Source organism: Lysobacter terrae (assembly GCF_054782215.1).
In genome coordinates this window covers 43368-61664 of the sequence record NZ_BAAGSX010000002.1, presented here as the reverse complement: position 1 = coordinate 61664, position 18297 = coordinate 43368, and the positions used below count along the sequence as shown (strand labels likewise).

The following is an 18297-nucleotide window of genomic DNA, read 5'->3' as shown; positions in this document are numbered from 1 at the left end:
TATCGGCGAAGTTGTAGGGAGTTAAGCAGTTGTTGGAGCGGTCACTCTAAACCTGCGACCGGGTTGGCGATTTCATCGCGTCCAGGGGTCGATTTCGCCGCTATCGAAGGGGCCGATCTTCTGTTTGAGCACGCGCCCGTGCGCATCCAGCAATACGGAATAGGGCAGCACGCCCTTGGGGTTGCCCAGGCGGACGCCGGCATCGCGCGGCCCCGGCGCATCGACCAGAACCGGATAGTTCACCGGAATTCGCTGCAGAAACATGCGCACGGCCTCGGGGTCGTCCAGCGCGATGCCGACCACTTGCGTGCCGTTCGCGCCCTGGCCGCGGGCGAAGCGATCCAGCTCCGGCATTTCGCGAACGCAGGGGCCGCACCAGCTGGCCCAGATGTTCACCAGCACGGGGCGACCGGCGTAGGCCTGCGGGACGGCGACTGGAGCGCCGTTCAGTGCCGGCACGGCGAAGGTGGGCACGATCTGGCCACGTTCGGCGATTTTCACGTCGGCGGGCGGCTTCGGCGCGGAGGCCGAGAGCGCTTCCTGGAGGGCGCGTTGGCCCACTTCCGTGCGCAGCAGCGGCCCGGGTCCGTTGCGCCAGAGCCCGACCGCCGCGCCCAGTCCGCCGGCGAGCACGGCGACCAGCAGCAGCTTCGCCGTTGCCCCCGGCTTCTTCATCGCGCGGCGTCCTTGAGCGCTTCCTGCACCGAGGCGGTGGTCAGGACGACCGGCAGAACGGTGCCGTCGCCACCATTGCGGGGAAACACGACATACAGCGGCACGCCCACGGCCTTGTAGCGCTGCAGGAAGGCGGTCAATGCCGGATCGACGTCGGTCCAATCGCCGACCATGTAGACGGCATTGGCCTTGGCCATGGCATCACGGAAGCCGTCGCTGCGGAAGACCGCACGCTCATTCACCTTGCAGGTCACGCACCAGTCGGCGGTGACGTTGACGAAGACGATGCGGCCATTGGCGCGCAAGTCGGCCAGACGCTGTTCGGAGTACGCCACGGGCACGATGGACTCGTTGGGCGCGGCGAGTGCGGTCGCGGCGCTGGGTCGTGGCGTCGTATGGATGGCGTGCAGCGGCCAGATCAACGCGAGTGCGGCCAAGGCCGCAGCGACCATCGCCCAGCGATGCCCGGTAGTGCGCGCGCGCGTCCAGGCCCAGGCGGCGAAGGCGAGTAGCACGGCCGCCAGCAACCACCAGCCCATCGCGTCCACGCCGCGCTGACGGGCGAGCACCCAGGCCAGCCACGCCGCGGTCAGATAGAGCGGGAAGGCGAGCGCCTGCTTGAAGGTCTCCATCCACGCGCCGGGCCGTGGCAGGCGGTGCGCCAGCGCCGGGACGAAGCCGATCACCAGGAACGGCAGCGCCAGGCCCAGGCCGAGCACCAGGAAGACCAGCAGCGCGTTCGCGGTAGGTGCGAGGAACGCCCAAGCCAGCGCCGGTCCCATTAGCGGCGCGGTGCAGGGCGTCGCCACCACGACCGCGAGCACGCCGGTAAAGAAGTCGCCCAGCGGTCCGCTCTTCGTGGTCAGGGCGTGGCCCATGCCGGTCCAGCGTCCGCCGACGTGCCACACACCCGACATGCTCAGGCCCAGGCCGAACATCAGCAGCGCCAGCAGTGCGACCACCAGCGGCTGCTGCAGTTGGAAGCCCCAGCCCAGCGCGAGCCCCGCCTGACGCAATCCGAGCGCGAGCCCGCCCAGCAGCAGGAAGCTGAGCAGGACACCCGCCGTGTACCAGAGCGCGTGCTTGCGCGCGCGCGCCGGATCTTCGCCGTTGCCCGCCAGCGACAGCGCCTTGAGCGACAGCACCGGCAACACGCACGGCATCAGGTTGAGCACCAGACCGCCGAGCAGAGCGAACAGCAGTGCCGAGAACAGGCTCAGATCATTGCCGCGCGGGGCAACGGCGGTGTTGCCCGGCGGCGGCGCGGTTTGCCGTGCCACGTTGTCGGTTTGCGGATTGGCCGGCGCAGTCGATGCATTCGGCGCCGACTCGCCTACCGCCGCGGCAGTCGTCGCGGTCGTGGCAGCGTCGATCGGCGTGACCTTGCCGGTCGGAACGTCGAGCGTTACCGCGCGCGTCATCGGCGGATAGCAGATGCCGTTGGTCTGGCAGCCTTGGAAGGTCGTGGTCAGCGTCAGCTTCGCCGCATCCGCGCGCGTGCGCTGCAACGGCAGCGGCACATCGACGGCATCGAAGTACACGATGACGTCGCCGAAGTGCTCATCGTGATGGCGTACGCCCGGTGGCCATTTCGCCCGACCCGGCGCGATGCCGGCTTTCGTCGCGGCCGCGTCCAATTTGAAGGAGGTCTTGTCGCGATACAGGTAATAGCCCTGCGCCGGAGTGAAGCGCAGCAGCAAGGTATTGCCGTCGCCGACGATCGCTTCGAAAGCGAAGGCTTGCTCGGGCGGCAACGGTTCGGCATCGATCGCGGCGCTGCCGGGCTTGCCGAGCAGGCCGCCGGCCAGCGGCACACCGCGCGCGGTGTTGTTGCCGAAGGCGACTACGGGTTCGTCCTGCGTCGCGCTCGGCGCAGTTGCGCTCGCCGCCGCGCCCGGCAGTGCAACCGTGATGATGCGCGTCTGCGGCGGATAGCAGATGCCGGCATCGGCGCAACCCTGGTAGCGCACCTTCAAGGTGGTGCTCGCGGCCTGCGCCTTGCCGGGCAGCACCACGGTCAGCGCATTGCGATAGGTCTCGACGCGGCCGAAGTATTCGTCTTCATGCACCGCGCCCGCGGGGATCTGCGGTGCGCCGGCGGCGAACCCGGCATCGGCCTGGATTCGCAATTGATGGCGGTAGAGGTAGCAGCTCGGCGCGATCTTCCAGTGCAGTTCGATGCGGTCGGCGCTCTTGGCCTCGGCGGAGAAGACGAATGCCTCTTCGACGGGCAGCAGATTGTCGCGGTCGGTGCACGACGGCGCCGCGGCCCAGGCGGGGGCGAGCCCCGAACAGAGCAACAGCAGCACCAGGGCGGGCAGGCGGAGCAGGCGCGCGGTACGCGCAAGGCGCAGAGAGAAAAGACTCATAGGGGCCAAGTGGATGAATTCAGGCGCGCGGGTCGGGCGTCGGTGTCGTTTCGGCCGCCACCCAGTCGAGATAGGCGGGCAGGCCGGAATGGACTTCGACCGCGATCAGTTCCGGCAGTTCGTAGGGATGCAGGGCACGCAGCCGAGCGGTCAGGGCGTCCAGACGATCGGCGGTGGTCTTGATCAGCAGCAGTACTTCGTCGGCCTGCTCGACCTGGCCCTGCCAGCGATACGTCGACTGCACGGCGGGCAGGCGATTGACGCAGGCGGCGAGGCGCTCGGTCACCAACGCCCGCGCGATCACGTCGGCGCTGGCTGCGTCGGGACAGGTGCTGTAGGCGAGCAGGACGGGCATCGGGCGATTGTACCGGCGGCGCCCGGCGCGACCGTTCCACCGGCGCAACGAAAAAGCCCGGCCATTTGCCTGGGCTTTTTCTTCGGTCACCCTGGCGACGGTCCCGCCGCGCCGCTTTAGCGGGCGCTGCCGATCTTGCGCCCGGTGCGCAGCGAGGCCAATTGCTCGATCACTTCCACCAGCGGCGCGCGCGATCGCGTGGGGGCGTCGCGAAAAGCGAGGATCAACCGCAGCTCGATCGGATCCTCGATCAGCAGCGCATCCGCGGCGGCGACCGAATCCAGCGCGGTGTCGCTCGACAGGCTCATCTTGCCGCGCCCAGTGGCGAGCCATTCGAACTGCACGCCGCAGGCAAGCGCGACCTCGCGCATGTGGGTCACGCTCGGGTGTTTGCCGTTGTTGGTTTCCCAATGGCTCACCGCGCTGCGCTGCACGCCGATCGCGCCGGCAAGGGCCGACTGGGAGAGGCCGGCGTGGCGCCGGGCGAGCCGAATCCGCTGCTGAGGGGTCATGGCAAGTCGCTCCGGAGTGAAATCGAGGCCGATTGTTACCGTAAGTCACTATGCCATCAAAAGACACCAAGCGCTGAGCGCCGCTGGTCTCCTAAACAAACGTTAAACCTATGTCTATCAATTGCTTAAGGTCGTGAAAGCCGCCAAAGCGATACCAATAGTAACCAAATGACTACGATTTCATACTGGACAAGGCGTTACCACGAGCACACATTGCCTTCCGTCCGGCACGGATGTCGGCGTCGACAAGAGGTCAGGTAAGGAGACGCGGCGCGGGAATGCGCCAAGCTGAGGACGGCCATCTCCAAACCGGAAAGAGCGCGAACCCCTGTCCGCGCTCTTTCTTTCTTTTTGGCCTCCCAAAGTCCGGACCTCCCCCGTCCGGACTTTTTTCTTTTCCGGCGCTTGAAAGCGCAAACCACGACCCCATCTGCTGGGCTGTCCCGGTTTTTCCGGGTCTTTCTATGTCCAGGTTTCTGGCACTCGCCGCAGGCGACTGCTAATTCCTGGAACTTTTTCCTAAACAATCAACCAGTTACGTGAGGGTTGCCATGAACATCAAGCCGCTGTTCGACCGCGTGGTCATCAAGCGCATGGAAGAAGAAAAGCTGTCCGCGGGCGGCATCGTGATCCCGGACTCCGCCACCGAGAAGCCGATCAAGGGCGAAGTCGTCGCTGTCGGCGACGGCAAGGTCTTCGACAACGGCAATGTCCGCGCCCCGAAGGTCAAGGTCGGCGACAAGGTCCTGTTCGGCAAGTACAGCGGCACCGAAGTGAAGCTCGACGGCACCGAATACCTGGTGGTGAAGGAAGACGACATCTTCGCGGTCATCGTCTGATCGCGCTCGCTTCCGCTTCTTACTTTTTTCGATTGAATTCTTTTTGAGGTAATCCGCAATGGCTGCCAAGGAAATTCGTTTCGGTGAGGACGCGCGCACCAAGATGCTGCGCGGCGTCAACGTGCTCGCCAATGCCGTCAAGGCCACCCTCGGCCCGAAGGGCCGCAACGTCGTGCTCGAGAAGAGCTACGGCGCTCCCACCATCACCAAGGACGGCGTGTCCGTCGCCAAGGAAATCGAACTGGCTGACAAGTTCGAGAACATGGGCGCGCAGATGGTGAAGGAAGTCGCTTCCAAGACCTCCGACAACGCCGGCGACGGCACCACCACCGCCACCGTGCTGGCGCAGGCGCTGATCCGCGAAGGCATGAAGGCCGTTGCGGCCGGCATGAACCCGATGGACCTCAAGCGCGGCATCGACAAGGCCGTGCACAGCGCCGTCGACGAACTGAAGAAGATCTCCAAGCCGTCGTCGACCAGCAAGGAAATCGCCCAGGTCGGCACCATCTCCGCGAACAGCGACGCCAACATCGGCGACCTGATCGCGCAGGCGATGGACAAGGTCGGCAAGGAAGGCGTGATCACCGTCGAAGACGGCTCGGGCCTGGAGAACGAACTCGACGTCGTCGAGGGCATGCAGTTCGACCGCGGCTACCTGTCGCCGTACTTCATCAACAACCAGCAGTCGATGCAGGCCGAACTGGACGATCCGTTCATCCTGCTGCATGACAAGAAGATCTCGAACGTGCGCGAACTGCTGCCGGTGCTCGAAGGCGTCGCCAAGGCCGGCAAGCCGCTGCTGATCGTCGCTGAAGAAGTGGAAGGCGAAGCGCTCGCCACCCTCGTCGTCAACACCATCCGCGGCATCGTCAAGGTCTGCGCCGTCAAGGCGCCGGGCTTCGGCGACCGTCGCAAGGCGATGCTGGAAGACATGGCCGTTCTCACCGGCGGCACCGTGATCTCCGAAGAAGTCGGCCTGCAGCTCGAGAAGGCCACGATCAAGGATCTGGGCCGCGCCAAGAAGATCCAGGTCTCGAAGGAAAACACCACCATCATCGACGGCGCCGGTGAACACACCGGTATCGAAGCCCGCATCAAGCAGATCAAGGCGCAGATCGAAGAGACCTCTTCGGACTACGACCGCGAGAAGCTGCAGGAGCGCGTGGCCAAGCTGGCCGGCGGCGTGGCCGTGATCAAGGTCGGTGCCGCCACCGAAGTCGAGATGAAGGAAAAGAAGGCCCGCGTTGAAGACGCGCTGCACGCCACCCGCGCTGCCGTCGAAGAAGGCATCGTCCCGGGCGGCGGCGTCGCGCTGCTGCGCGCCAAGGCGGCCATCGCCAACCTGAAGGGCATCAACGAAGACCAGAACCACGGCATCGCGATCGCGCTGCGTGCAATGGAAGCCCCGCTGCGCGAAATCGTCACCAACGCCGGCGAAGAGCCGTCGGTCATCCTCAACAAGGTGATCGAAGGCAAGGGCAGCTTCGGCTACAACGCCGCCACCGGCGAATACGTCGACATGATCGAGGCCGGCATCCTGGATCCGACCAAGGTCACCCGCACCGCGCTACAGAACGCCGCGTCGATCGCTGGCCTCATGATCACGACCGAAGCGATGGTCGCCGAGCTGCCGAAGAAGGACGAACCGGCGATGCCGGGCGCCGGTGGCATGGGCGGCATGGGCGGCATGGACTTCTAAGTCGCCTTTCACGATGTACAGGCTGCTCACGCAGCCGCTCCAAATGGAAAGCCCCGCAGCGATGCGGGGCTTTCTTTTTGCGAGATGGACAACGCGCCGTAGCGCCGGCTGGATTAGTTGTTGATCACATCCAGACGCCCATACAGACCGTGTTCCTCATCATCCGGTCCGGCGGCGAAGAACAGCGTGTTCACCGGCTGATTGTTGAGGCCGTTGCCGAACGCCATTCCCCACAGCCCATCGATCTGGATCTTGTGAAGGTTCCGGTCCAGCAGCTGGCCGAGGCTCGCGAAGGTCACCGGGTCGTACGCATTGATGCATCCGTCGCCGAAGTTGCCGACCAGCAGTGCGCCGCCGAAGTGGCCGAAACCGGCCGGCGCCAGGGCCACGCCCCAAGGCGCATTGAGCGCGCCGCGGGTGGCGACGCGCCGGATCAGCCGGCCCTTGGGTGTATAGACGTCGACATAGCCGCGTCCCGGTCCGGTCACTTCGTCGCTCATGCTCGGATCCTGCTTCGCATAGGTCACATAGATGTTGCCGCCGATCGCATGGATGCCGAAGGGCGCGTAACCCGCAGGAATATTGGGATCCTTGAACGCGCCGGTGGCCAACGTGACCGGATTGAAGCTACCGTCGAACACGTCTACCCGCGCATGGAAGAAATCCGCGGCGTAAAGCCGCAGACCGCTGCCATCTGCGCTGAGCGCGAGGCCCTTGTAGTTGGCGTGCGAAGCCGAACGATCGACGACGCGGACGGCATGAGTCAGATCGACGTTCGGTGCCCAGCCGGCGATCACGCCGTTCTCGGTGGCGAACATGAAGCGGCTGGGGCCGGATGCGCCGTTCTTGCTGACGATGAATTCGCTGGAGCCGCTGAAGACGATGCCGGTGGGTTCTCCGGGTTCGCTGCTGCCGGCGGGACCGGGGATCTGCACGATCAACGATTGCGGATTGCCGTTGCCGTCGTACAGGGTCGACACGCCCGCGTCGGCATCGGCGACCCAGACGAAACCGAAGGGGTTGAATGCGACGCCCCACGCGTTGATCAGATTCGGATCGGTGTGCGCGGCGGGGACCGCGCCGTCGGACACCAGATTGCGCTGCTGGAAGCGCACGCTGCCCTGGGCGTCGGCATTGGGCGCGGCGAGTACCAGGGCGGCGGCGAGAGCCAGGGGAGCGCCCAAGCGGGCGCAAAGATGGGCTAGCGACTTCATGGTCAGGCTCCTCATGAGAAATGCCGCGGCCCGGGCAACGCGCCGCAGCACCGGTCTATGCCGCGCATGCGGACTCTGGTTCACCCTCACGAAATCGATACACCCGGTGGCACCGTAGAGGCGCAGAATCCGTATCAACCGGCGGTGGCGCTGCAGGGCCGCCCGGTCGAGTGCGACGACTCGACCATTGAACCGGCCGCTACCGTCGAGGTATGCACGGATATGAATCTGATGGCCGCCACGCGATGGTCCGGGACGCGATCCGAAGCCGGTAAGACGCCGTCGCTGCGTGCCGTGGACGAAGCGGCCTTGCTCGGCCGTGTCGCCGCCGAGGAAATCGACGCCTTCGAAACGCTCTACCGCCTGTATTACCCGCGGCTCGCGCGCTTCCTGCACGGCATGACGCGGCGGCCGGCGCTGGTCGAGGAAGTGCTTGACGACACCATGCTCGTGGTCTGGCGCAAGGCGTACACCTACGATGCGACGTCCAAGGTCTCCACGTGGCTGTTCGCCATCGCCTATCGCCAGGCGCTCAAGGCGCTGCGTCGCGTCGACTGCGTGCTGGCCTTCGACGAAGCCGACATCGCCGAGCCGGCACAGTCCGGACCCGAAGGCGAACTGCAGCGGCGGCAATTGCACGCGCATCTGGACGGCGCCCTGGACGCGTTGCCGCCCATGCATCGCGCCGTTATCGAACTCACCTACTACCACGGCCACAGCTGCCGCGAAATCGCGGAAATCATGGGCTGCCCCGTGGCCACGGTGAAGACGCGCATGTTCCATGCGCGGCACAAGCTGCGGGCATTGCTCGACAGCGACCTCGATCGTGAAGTGCTATGAGCGGCCATGTCTTCCCGTTTTCGGCACAGACCCACGACGAGGCGCAGCGCCTGCTGCCCTGGCTGGCCAACGGCACCCTCGAGGCCGAGGAACGCACCTGGCTCGAACGCCACCTGGAAGCATGCGAAATCTGCCGCGAAGAGTTGCAGGAACTACAAGGACTGCGTTCCAACCGTGCGGCCGCCGCTGCCGAAGATGCGGCAGCGACCGGCAACGCGGACGCCGCCTGGCGCAAGATGCGCCGCAAGCTGACGCACGCGCAGCGCCCGCCTGCATGGGGTGAAGCGGTGCGTATGTACTGGCGTGGCGTGCCCGCCTGGTTCGCGGGTGCCGTGGCCGCGCAGGTGGTGTTGATGCTGGCGCTTGGGGTGCTGCTCTATCGTGCGCCGCCCGCGTACCACACGCTCACCAGTGCGCCATCCGCCGCCCGTGCCTCCGGCAATCTGATTATCGTGTTCGATCCGCAACTCAACGAAGCGCGCATGCGGCGCCTGCTCGCGGCCAGCAGTGCACGCATCGTCGATGGGCCGAACGACGCGGGCGCCTATGTCCTCGCCGTCCCGCCCGCCCGCATTGATAGCGTGCGCGATGCGCTGCGCGCGGCGCCGGGCGTGGTCATGGTCGAAAACCTCAGCACGGCACCGTCGCCATGATCCGCATGCTGCTGATGCTGTTGCTGGCCGTGTGCGGCATGGGCGTGGCGCAAGCCGCCGACGCTGATGAGGACGCACAACAGGGCGTGCAAGTCCTGCTGATGCTGCGCACGCCCACGCCGCATTACCGGCCCGATACCTATGGCGGTGCCTATCAGGCGCCGGGGCGGACCGCGCGACGCGCCCTGGCGCGCCGCCTGGCTCACGCACAGGGGCTGGCATTGCGCGAAGACTGGGCGATGCCGCTGCTGGGCCTGGACTGCTTCGTTCTCGACGCCGCCGATCAGGCCAGCGCCGCACGTGCGATGGTGGCGCTCGCACGCGATCCTCGCGTGGAATCGACGCAACCGTTGCAGCGTTTCCGCACGCTCGCCACGGCCGCGCCGCGTGCGCGAGGCGACCCCTTCTACCGCGCGCAACCGGCCGCGACCCGCTGGCATCTGGCGCAACTGCATCTGCGCACGACCGGCGCGGGCGTGAATGTTGCCGTCGTCGATACCGCCGTCGCCGCCCATCATCCGGACCTGCTCGGGCAGGTCGCGGTGCAGCGCGACTTCGTCGTCGGCGATGGCGTCGTCGCGCGCGAACACAAGACGGCAGAGCGGCACGGCACGGAAGTGGCCGGCGTGATCGCCGCGCGCGCCGACAACGGCCTGGGCATCGTCGGCATTGCCCCGCAGGCGCGCCTGTTGGCCCTGCGCGCCTGCTGGGAGCTCAGTGCGGACTTGTCCGAATGCAACAGTTTCACCCTCGCCAAAGCCTTGCAGTTCGCGATCGAACACCACGCCGACGTCATCAATCTCAGTCTGGCCGGCGCTCCCGATCCGCTGCTCTCGCGCCTGCTCGATGCCGCGCTGCGTCGCGGCATAGTGGTCGTCGCCGCGTTCGATCCGGGATTGCCACGCGGGGGCTTCCCGGCCTCGCATCCGGGCGTGCTGGCGGCGACGGACGTGCGCGGCGCCCATCCGACCGATGCTTACTGGATTCCAGCAGCGGGCACGCCCGCTCCGGTGCCCGACGGCGGATGGGCGCTGGTGGATGGCTCATCCATTGCCGCCGCGCAGTTGAGCGGTCTGGCCGCGCTGGCTCGACAGCGCGCCCCACGGATGAGTGCGGTGCAGCTGCGCGCCTGGATGCCGCAACGCTCGGCGGTCGATGCCTGCCTCGTCATCGGCCAGGCCGAGGATGCCTGCGTTTGCAACTGCACGATCGCCTCGGCGACCATGGTCACACCCCGGCCTTGAGTCGAATGCGTGTTGCGATGGCCGCGTTGCAAATGGGCCCGTTGCAAATGGGCAGTCGTGGCGCTCGCCATGCTCGTGGCTGCGCCCGCCTGCGCGCAGGTATCGGCCAGCGTGAGCGCATGGTCCGACTACCGCTATCGCGGCGCCTCGCTCAGTGATGATGCGCCGGCGCTGCAGGCGCACGTCGGCTACGACTTCGCCAATGACGCCTTTGCCGGCCTGCTGGTGTCGAGCGTCCGCGTCGACGAGTCCGGCAGCACCGAAGCGATGGCCCTGGCGTATGCGGGGCGGACCTGGTCGCTGCGCGGCGATTGGCACGTCGAAGCCGGCATTCAGTACGTAGCGTTCACCCGATCGAACGAGTACGACTACGCCGAAGCGTACGCGGGACTCGGCCGCCGCGATGCCAGCGTGCGGCTGCATTACGCGGACGACTACTTCGGTTACGGACCCGCCTGGTATGCGGAGTACGACCTTCGCCATGCCTTCTCCGAGCACTGGCACTGGACCGCGCATGCCGGCCTGCTGCGCAACGATGCCGGCGACGGCGCCAGGCAGCGGCGGGATGGCTCGCTGGGCGTGGGCCTGGTGCGCGGCGGCTACGAGTGGGAGTTGCTGTGGAGCGTGGCCCGTGGCGGATCGCCCATGCTCGCCTACTACGGAGTGCCTGGCTACGGTGCCGACGACGGGCCGCTGCTGCGCGTGACTCGCAGCTGGTAGCGCATTCAACTTCGATGCCGGTGCTGCGCACGGGCACGACTGTAACTTCTACCCAGGCTTGCCAAAGAGTAAAGCGAGCAGCTCGTATCGACGAGCGCGCCAAATACGCTGCAAGACAGGGAGAAGCCTCATGAAGCGTGAATTGACGGCAATGCTGTTTTTGTTGGTCCTCGCCCCGGCCGCCAGCATGGCCGCCCAGCACGGCGGTGCGGCGATCGAAGTCAAGCAGCTGGCGAGAGAAACCGGCCTGGACGTGCGGGATGTGCAGATGGTCCTGGGGGCACGCACCGCATTCGCTGCTTATCGGGTTACTTACGATCGGGTCGCAACGCGCTTCGAGCGGGCTGTTGGAAAGGAGCGCTACCGTGACCTGATGGCAGGACGCGAAGTCACCTTCGACGACGGCGTCCGCGTTCAGTTGGCCGAACGATAGGTAATCCGCGCATCTGCGCCGCCTGGACAAACAGACACGCAACGGCGCACCGCCCCCTCGCGGAGGCGGTGCGTTGAAGGTCACTGCTGTGAAACCTTCGCGCCCATCCCCGGCGCATGCGCGGCGTTGGTACGGCGCCGGCGCTTCGGCCACGGCAGCAGCATCGGCACCCGTCGCTGGTAATCGCGATAGGTGTCGCCATAGAGCGCGACCAGATCGCGTTCCTCCAGGAACTTCACCGCGACCAGGATGTAGCCGGTCGTCATCATCGCGAACAGCAGGTGGCCCAGCGTCATCGTCGGTGTAGCCCAGAACGCGACGAGAAAGCCCAGCATCAATGGATGCCGCACGATGCGATAGAAAGCGCGGGTTACGAACGGCTCGTCGATGGCGTGGCGCTTGCGGGCGTAGAACCACACCTGGCGCAGGCCGAACAGGTCGAAGTGGTTGATGACGAAGGTGCCGCTCAACACCAGCAGCCAACCCAGCGCGGATAGACCGTACAGCGCCCAGCGCAGAACGTCGGCATGCACGTCCCACACCGTCTGCGGCAACGGTCGCCATTGCCAGAACAGCAGGGCCAGCGCCAGGCTGCTGGCCAATACGAAGGTGCTGCGCTCGATCGGTTCCGGCACGAAGCGGGTCCACCAGCGTTTGAATGCCGGACGGGCCATGACGCTGTGCTGCACGGCGAACAGGCCGAGCAACGCCAGGTCGATGCCGAGCGCGATGAGCAAAGGTGAATCGGTGCCGCTGTCGATGTGCTTGAGTGGACCGAAACCGGCGACGAACACGATGGCGTACAGGAATGTCGCCAGGAATACCGCGTAACACGCGGAGCCGTAGAGCAGGGCAATGGGGCGGGACATGGCGGAAGCCCTCGATGGGTCAGCGGTAGAAGTACGGATCGAGCACCCGCACCTCGGTGATGCTCTCGACCGGCAGGTTGTTGTTTGCGGCCGCGCGGCGTATCGCCTCGGGTGTGGGGCCGTCGTAGACGCAGTACGTGCGGGTCTTGTCGGCGCTCACGTAGGAGTGGACCCAGGTCACCTCGTCCCGGGCGTTGGCCGCGACGACACCAAGGCAGGCCTGCGCGCCGTCGTCGTTCACCGGGATATGCAGGCCGGCGGGAAAAATGCGTTCGATCATGTAGCGGGGCATAGTCGTATCTCCAGCAGGATGGTTCGCGCGGCCCGCAGGCCGCGTGGAAGGTGCGCGTCGGGTTACTTGGCTTCCAGCGTGACCGGGACTTCGGTGACGGAATCCACCGGCAGATGGTTCGCGTCCGCGGCCAGGCGGATGGCGTTTTCGGTCGGGCCTTCGTAGATGCAGAAGGTCTTGGTGCGGTCGCCGTTGGCGAAGGACATCAGCCACTTCACGCCGAAGCGGGCATTGGTCTGGTTGACCTTGGCCTTGGTCGTGGCATCGAGGCCGTCGAGGGCGCCCTTGGGGAAGGAGCGCTGGACGACGTAGCGGTGATTGGGGGATGCGGTCGCATTGCCGGCCAGGGCCAGGCCGGACATCGCGGCGCCGTACGCGGCGATGCAGGCCAGCAGCAGCGTGGGCTTCATCGAGAAGGTTTTCATGGGGGTCTCCGTCGTTGGGGAGCAGCGGAATGCTGCGATCCAGAGGCTACGGAGACGGGTGCGGCGCGGCTTCGGCAGGCTTGCCCAGATTGCGCGCGGCGATTGCCTATTTTTGCGAGCCGGTTTTTTTCGAGCCAACCCCGGCGGCGAGCGCGGCGGCCATCGCCTCGGTCCGCGTGCTCACGCCGAGCTTGAGGAAGATGGCGGCGACGTGGTGGTCCACGGTGCGCACCGAGCGACTCAGGCGCTGCGCGATCTGAGCGTTGCGCAGGCCATCGCAGAGCAGGCGCAGCACTTCGATCTCGCGCGCGGTCAGTGCGTGCGGATTGGATTGGGTGGAGGCGCGCTGGCCGCGCGGCACACCGCGCACGCCGGATTCGCGCAGCTCCCGGCGCAAGCGGGCGGCCATCGGTGCGGCACCCAGCTGCTCGAATTGCGCCAGCGCGCTGCGTTGCGCGTCCGCGTCGCCTTCGGCCAGCGCCCGCGCTTCTTCGTAAGGGCACCCGAGCGCGCGCCACGCCGCTGCGGCTTCCTGCCACTTGCCGGCGAACTGCAACGCGAAGGGTTGCGGACAGTCCTCCGGGATTTCGCTTTCGATTTCCGCCTGATGAAGGTGATAGGCGATCTCCGCGGCGATCCAGCTGCGGTAATGGTGCTGCTTGCCCAGCGATACCAGCGGCGCGATCGCTTCGACACAGGCCGTGCGGTCGTCGCGCAGCAGCGCGGCCTCTATGCGCGAGACGACGACGGGGCCGATGCGCAGCAACGATTGTGTCGGCAGCGCGAATGCCAGCGCTTCGTCGAGCACCCGCACCGCATCCGGATCGCCGCGGCGGACGCGGACATGGCCCAGCACGTTGAGCGCGACGATGCGGTTGATTGGCGCGAGATCGTTCGCCTGCAGGATCTGCGCTGCCTGCTCCGCGGCCCGGGTCCAATGGCCGGTCGCGAACCACGCCTCGGCCTGGTAGGCAGCCATGTAGCGAGCCCACGCGTCCAGATCGCGCGTATCGCAATAGTCGATGCCGCGCTCGAGCCAATCCAGTGCCTCGGGAAACTGCTTGCGCATCACCGCGTCGAAGGACAGGTTGACGTAAGCGCGTGCGGCGTGTTCCTCCAGGCCCTTGGCCAGGGAGATGGAGAGGCTGCGTTCCAGCTCTGCGCGCCCACGTTCGTCGTCGCCGGCGTCGAGGCGCGCGGTGCCGATGTTGTTGAGGGCGTGGACTTCGATTTCCTCGTCGCCGACGCGCGCGGCCAGTTCCAGTGCGCGCGTGCCCCAGACGATGGCCTCGTCGCTGCGGCCTTGCAGCATGTGCAGTTGCGCGCAGTTGCTGTAGGCCATCGCGAGTTCGCGGCCGGGCGGCAGGGGCTTGAGTACGGCGATGGCCTCTTCCGCGTAGCGCTCGGCGACGGCGGTCTGGCCGTTGTACCAGGACAGGCGCGACAGCCAGCGGATCGCGTCGCCTTCCTTCAAGCGGTCGCCCAAACGCTGCCACAGCGCGCGTGCGGTATGGCGCGCAACCAGTGCGTCTTCGACCTGGTCGGTGAGGTAGCTCTCGTAAGAAAGTCGGTCCAGCAGCGTGGCGCGGGTCGCCTCGGGCTGTTTGTCCGCATAGTTCAGTGCCGTGCGCAGATGCGCCGCCGCTTCGCGATGCGCGCCACGGCGTTGCGCTTCTTGCGCGGCTTGCGGTGCGAGGCGCAGGACGGCTTCGGCATCATTGGCGCGGTCGGCGTGGTGCACGCGCCAGGCGAGCGATACGCGCGAGGGTTCGGCGTGTTCCAGCGCGGCCACGACCTGCGCGTGCAAGCTCTGCGCGCGCAGATCGGACAGCGATTGCTCGATCGCCACGCGCGCCAGTTCGTGGCGGAAGGTCAGCGCATTGCGATCGGCGATCAGGAGTCCGGCGTCCAGGCACTCTTCCAGCGCGCTCAACGGCGGCGCCAGGACCGTTTGCATTAGCCAGTTGTCGATGCGCCGCGGCACGATCGAGGCCAGTTGCATCACTTGCTGCGCCATCGGGCTCAGTCGCGCGAATCGCGCCAGCACGAGGTCCTGCACGCCTTGCGGCACGCCGTCGCTGCCGTGCTGGAGCAGTTCGCTGACGAAGAAGGGATTGCCTTGCGTCAACGCGTGCAAGCCTTCGTGCGAGCGCAGCGCGCTCTTCGCCATCGATTCGACCGCTGCGGCGGAAAGGCGCGGTACCTGCACCCGCAACGCGCGCGCGGCGGGCAGTTCGCCCATCAGTCGCCGCAGCGGATGATGAGCCGTGACTTCGTCGTCGCGATAGGTCACCAGCAGCAGGCATCGCAGGTGTTCCAGCCGGCGGCCGAGGAACTTGAGCAGGTCCAGGGTCGCCTCGTCGGCCCAGTGCGCGTCTTCGACCACGAACAGCGTGGGCACCGTCGACGCCTGCAAATCCGCCAGCACCGCTTCGAACAGTTGCGCGCGTCCGGCTTCCTGCGCCAGCAGCGGTTTGAAGCCGACCGCATTGGCGCGTGCGATGTCGTGCAGGGGTGCGAGCGGGTGCGGGGTCTGCAAGGCGTCGCAGGCGCCCCACCACAGGGCGGCCGTGCCGCGGCGATCGCGCAGTGCGGTCGCGAGGCTGGTCTTGCCGATGCCGGCTTCGCCACCCACGAGCACCATGCGTCCGCTGCCGGCCGCCGCTTCGTGCAGCAGTCCTTCCAAGCTGCCCAGCAGTGAATCGCGTTCGAAGAGATTCATGGGCCTGTCCGCAGGCGAGGCCGCATGACAGCACGCAGCGTGGATGCGCTCAAGCGCTGTCGGCACGCCTGCGTCGGTCGGCCCGCGAGGCAGTGAAAGGCTGGGTGATGGGCAGGTTTGATGAACTGGTCAGTATCGTTTTGCACTGCAGCGTGCAAAGAGAATAACGGTTCCTTCACGATCGGCTCGCATCCCGACGTGGGGGAGGGAGCAAAGCCCGCTACCGGTTCAGACCGATAGCGGGCTTTTTTATTTCCTGCGTTTCCATTGGAAGTTCTTCCGCTTCCGTTGGTCGAGCGGTGAGCAGTAAGGGCGGGCAGGCGGCGCCGGAGGACAGTCGCGACACGCCGTGAATCCGTCCATGGAGGCTTGTCAGCGGCATCCATGCCGCTGACAGTCGCGCCTGCCCACCAGCACCGCCTGCCCCTCACACATCTCGGGCGCGTTGGCAAAAAGCGAAGGCAACTCGCTGCGCTCGCCTCCCCTCATCTGCCCTTCGGGCATCTTCTCCCCGCACGCGGGGAGAAGAAGTGCGTGTGACCGAAGCGGCGATCTGCACGTCGCGATAAGCGCTGCCCGATGCGATGGGGGTGCGGAGAGCGGACCAGGATGGTCCGCGGCCCCGACTAAAGGCAGGGATGCCGTCCGGAGGGGCGGAGCACCCCCATCGCATCGGGCAGCGCGTCCCACCGAAGCGGGCGTTGGCGTTACAGACGCAGCAACATCGCACGCCCTTAACTCTTGCGTACGCATCCTCGCCGCGGGGTCGCGAAAAGCGGGGATGGGGCAAATCCTTTCTTTAGCCTGTCCGGTCGGATGGGATTTTCACGTGCCACTTTCTTGGGGCGTGGGGATCTGTCGATGGGCCGCGACGCCAAGCGCCTCCCACCCATCACTGAGGGAAAAAACATGAGCAACCTTTCCCGGGCCATAGCTTTGGCCCTTGGCACGCTTGGCTTTGCGGCTTCCGCGCAGGCGGCCACCTTTGTCGTCACCGCGAAGACCCAGAGCTTCGACAGCGTGCTCGCACGCAAGATCGAAGCCGCGGGCGGCACCATCACGGCACGGCTGCCGCAGATCGGTGTCGCGATCGTCGAATCCAGCGATCCCAACTTCGGCACGCGCGCCGGCAAGGTGCAGGGCGTGCGCTCCGCGGTGCAGGACATCACCCTGCAGTACGACATCCCTGAAGCGGTCAGCGAGCCCGGCGAGGACATCAACAATCCGCCCAATTCGGGCGACAACGACAGTCGCTTCGATCTGCAGTGGGGCAGTGCCGCGATCGACGTAGCCGGCGCATGGAATGCCGGCTATCGCGGTGCGGGCGTGCGCGTGGCCGTGCTCGATTCGGGCATCGCCTGCGTGCATCCGGACATCGCCGCGAATCTGCTGCTGTCCGAATCCACTTCGTTCGTTCCCAATGAGAACGTCTGCCTCAGTCACGTCAACGCGTTCAACCACGGCTCGCACACGGCCGGCACGATCGCTTCGCCGGACAACGGCACCGGCACGATAGGCGTGGCGCCGCAGGCGAAGATCATCGCGGTCAAGGTGTTGTCCGAAGTCACCGGCAGCGGCAGCTTCGGCGGCATCATCCAGGGCATCGTGTATGCGGCCGACCATGGCGCGGACGTGATCAACATGAGCCTGGGCGTGCGCGGCGGTCTGCCGGTCAATGGCCCCGGCGCGAACGACACGGCCGAACTGGTCAACGCCACCAAGCGCGCCGTCGCCTATGCGCGGGCGCAGAACGCGATCACGATCGTCTCGGCCGGCAACGACGGCCGCGATCTCGACCACGACTCCGGGGTGAAGATCTGCGATACCGACGGCTGCTTCGTCGCCAACCTGCGCGCCTTCCCGGCGCAGCTGCCGAACGTGTTGTCGGTGGCGGCTACCTCGCCGGTGGGCTGGGCGCTCAACACCGCGAGCGCCAATCTCGATCCGCCGGCCAGCTACACCAACTACGGCCAGTCCGCGATCTCGTTCGGCGCGCCGGGCGGCGACTTCAACTATCCGGGCAACGAGAACTGCACCGTCGCCGGCCTGACACGTCCGTGCTGGGTGTTCGACGGCGTCTTCGCGGTGGGCGGCTATGCGCAGCCGGTGCCGGGCGGTCCGGTGTTCGCGTCGTACAGTTGGGCGTCGGGCACGAGCATGGCGGCGCCGCACGTCTCCGGCGTCGCTGCGCTGATCATCGGCAAGCATGGCGGCGAGCTCGCGCCGTCCGAAGTGGAGCGGATCCTGCGCGCCTCGTCGGATGACCTGGGCAAGACCGGCACCGACGACTTCTACGGCGCCGGCCGTGTCAATGCGGCCAAGGCCGTGCAGTACTGATCGTCATAGCGGTGACTCACTGCGGCCGCCTCCGGGCGGCCGCAGTTTTTTGCGCGCGTGCCAGGCCACGCATATGAAAACCGCGCGCATGTAAAAATC

The 18297-nt window shown here is 66.5% G+C and carries 17 protein-coding genes; 8 read left to right on the top strand and 9 right to left on the bottom strand.

From position 1 onward, the window contains the following. Nucleotides 1-72 precede the first annotated feature (72 nt). From ACYVJ8_RS08220 to ACYVJ8_RS08205, 4 genes are all read right to left on the bottom strand, one after another. Nucleotides 73-675, bottom strand: coding sequence for a TlpA family protein disulfide reductase (locus ACYVJ8_RS08220; protein WP_460711211.1), 603 nt, complete (start codon nt 673-675; stop codon nt 73-75). Continuing rightward, entirely contained in the window at nt 672-3044 is a 2373-nt protein-coding gene (locus ACYVJ8_RS08215) for a protein-disulfide reductase DsbD family protein (RefSeq protein ID WP_460711209.1), read from the bottom strand. The genes ACYVJ8_RS08220 and ACYVJ8_RS08215 overlap by 4 nt, the downstream gene beginning before the upstream one ends. A gap of 19 nt (nt 3045-3063) precedes the next feature. After that, complete coding sequence (cutA, locus tag ACYVJ8_RS08210) at nt 3064-3399, bottom strand: divalent-cation tolerance protein CutA (protein ID WP_460711207.1); 336 nt, start codon at nt 3397-3399, stop codon at nt 3064-3066. A gap of 116 nt (nt 3400-3515) precedes the next feature. Beyond that, complete coding sequence (locus ACYVJ8_RS08205) at nt 3516-3911, bottom strand: helix-turn-helix domain-containing protein (protein WP_460711205.1); 396 nt, start codon at nt 3909-3911, stop codon at nt 3516-3518. 551 nt (nt 3912-4462) lie between these two features. Between ACYVJ8_RS08205 and groES the strand changes: the two genes are divergently transcribed. Next, nucleotides 4463-4750 (top strand): co-chaperone GroES, encoded by a 288-nt coding sequence (gene groES / locus ACYVJ8_RS08200; protein WP_187713004.1) that lies wholly within the window; start codon nt 4463-4465, stop codon nt 4748-4750. A 58-nt stretch (nt 4751-4808) separates the two neighbouring features. Beyond that, a complete protein-coding gene (groL, locus tag ACYVJ8_RS08195; protein ID WP_460711202.1) occupies nt 4809-6449 on the top strand; it encodes a chaperonin GroEL in 1641 nt (546 codons plus the stop codon). Between the two features lie 113 nt (nt 6450-6562). Here the strand turns inward: groL and ACYVJ8_RS08190 are convergent, their stop codons facing one another. Continuing rightward, nucleotides 6563-7663 carry a TIGR03118 family protein gene (locus tag ACYVJ8_RS08190; RefSeq protein ID WP_460711200.1) on the bottom strand — a complete coding sequence of 367 codons (1101 nt, stop codon included), beginning with the start codon at nt 7661-7663 and terminating at the stop codon, nt 6563-6565. A gap of 66 nt (nt 7664-7729) precedes the next feature. Between ACYVJ8_RS08190 and ACYVJ8_RS08185 the strand changes: the two genes are divergently transcribed. The 5 genes from ACYVJ8_RS08185 (at nt 7730) to ACYVJ8_RS08165 (ending at nt 11553) form a co-directional block, all read left to right on the top strand. Further along, complete coding sequence (locus ACYVJ8_RS08185) at nt 7730-8503, top strand: RNA polymerase sigma factor (RefSeq protein ID WP_460711198.1); 774 nt, start codon at nt 7730-7732, stop codon at nt 8501-8503. After that, nucleotides 8500-9156 (top strand): zf-HC2 domain-containing protein, encoded by a 657-nt coding sequence (locus ACYVJ8_RS08180; protein ID WP_460711196.1) that lies wholly within the window; start codon nt 8500-8502, stop codon nt 9154-9156. Before ACYVJ8_RS08185 ends, ACYVJ8_RS08180 begins: the two co-directional genes overlap by 4 nt. Then, the gene (locus ACYVJ8_RS08175) at nt 9153-10400 is read left to right on the top strand and encodes a S8 family peptidase (protein WP_460711194.1); all 1248 of its coding nucleotides are present in this window, start codon (nt 9153-9155) and stop codon (nt 10398-10400) included. Before ACYVJ8_RS08180 ends, ACYVJ8_RS08175 begins: the two co-directional genes overlap by 4 nt. A gap of 69 nt (nt 10401-10469) precedes the next feature. Next, nucleotides 10470-11120 (top strand): TorF family putative porin, encoded by a 651-nt coding sequence (locus ACYVJ8_RS08170; protein WP_460711613.1) that lies wholly within the window; start codon nt 10470-10472, stop codon nt 11118-11120. Between the two features lie 130 nt (nt 11121-11250). Then, on the top strand, nt 11251-11553 hold the full coding sequence (locus ACYVJ8_RS08165) for a hypothetical protein (RefSeq protein WP_460711192.1): 303 nt from the start codon (nt 11251-11253) through the stop codon (nt 11551-11553). Nucleotides 11554-11633: 80 nt separating this feature from the next. On the opposite strand, the gene mddA is transcribed toward ACYVJ8_RS08165, so the two are convergent. The 4 genes from mddA to ACYVJ8_RS08145 all read right to left on the bottom strand — a co-directional run bounded on the left by mddA (nt 11634) and on the right by ACYVJ8_RS08145 (nt 15861). Next, complete coding sequence (gene mddA, locus ACYVJ8_RS08160) at nt 11634-12422, bottom strand: methanethiol S-methyltransferase (protein WP_460711190.1); 789 nt, start codon at nt 12420-12422, stop codon at nt 11634-11636. Nucleotides 12423-12441: 19 nt separating this feature from the next. Continuing rightward, entirely contained in the window at nt 12442-12714 is a 273-nt protein-coding gene (locus ACYVJ8_RS08155) for a DUF4242 domain-containing protein (RefSeq protein WP_460711188.1), read from the bottom strand. A 62-nt stretch (nt 12715-12776) separates the two neighbouring features. Beyond that, nucleotides 12777-13139 (bottom strand): DUF4242 domain-containing protein, encoded by a 363-nt coding sequence (locus ACYVJ8_RS08150; protein ID WP_460711186.1) that lies wholly within the window; start codon nt 13137-13139, stop codon nt 12777-12779. 106 nt (nt 13140-13245) lie between these two features. After that, nucleotides 13246-15861 carry an ATP-binding protein gene (locus tag ACYVJ8_RS08145; RefSeq protein ID WP_460711184.1) on the bottom strand — a complete coding sequence of 872 codons (2616 nt, stop codon included), beginning with the start codon at nt 15859-15861 and terminating at the stop codon, nt 13246-13248. Nucleotides 15862-16770: 909 nt separating this feature from the next. Between ACYVJ8_RS08145 and ACYVJ8_RS08140 the strand changes: the two genes are divergently transcribed. Then, the gene (locus ACYVJ8_RS08140) at nt 16771-18198 is read left to right on the top strand and encodes a S8 family serine peptidase (RefSeq protein WP_460711182.1); all 1428 of its coding nucleotides are present in this window, start codon (nt 16771-16773) and stop codon (nt 18196-18198) included. Nucleotides 18199-18297: the final 99 nt, after the last annotated feature.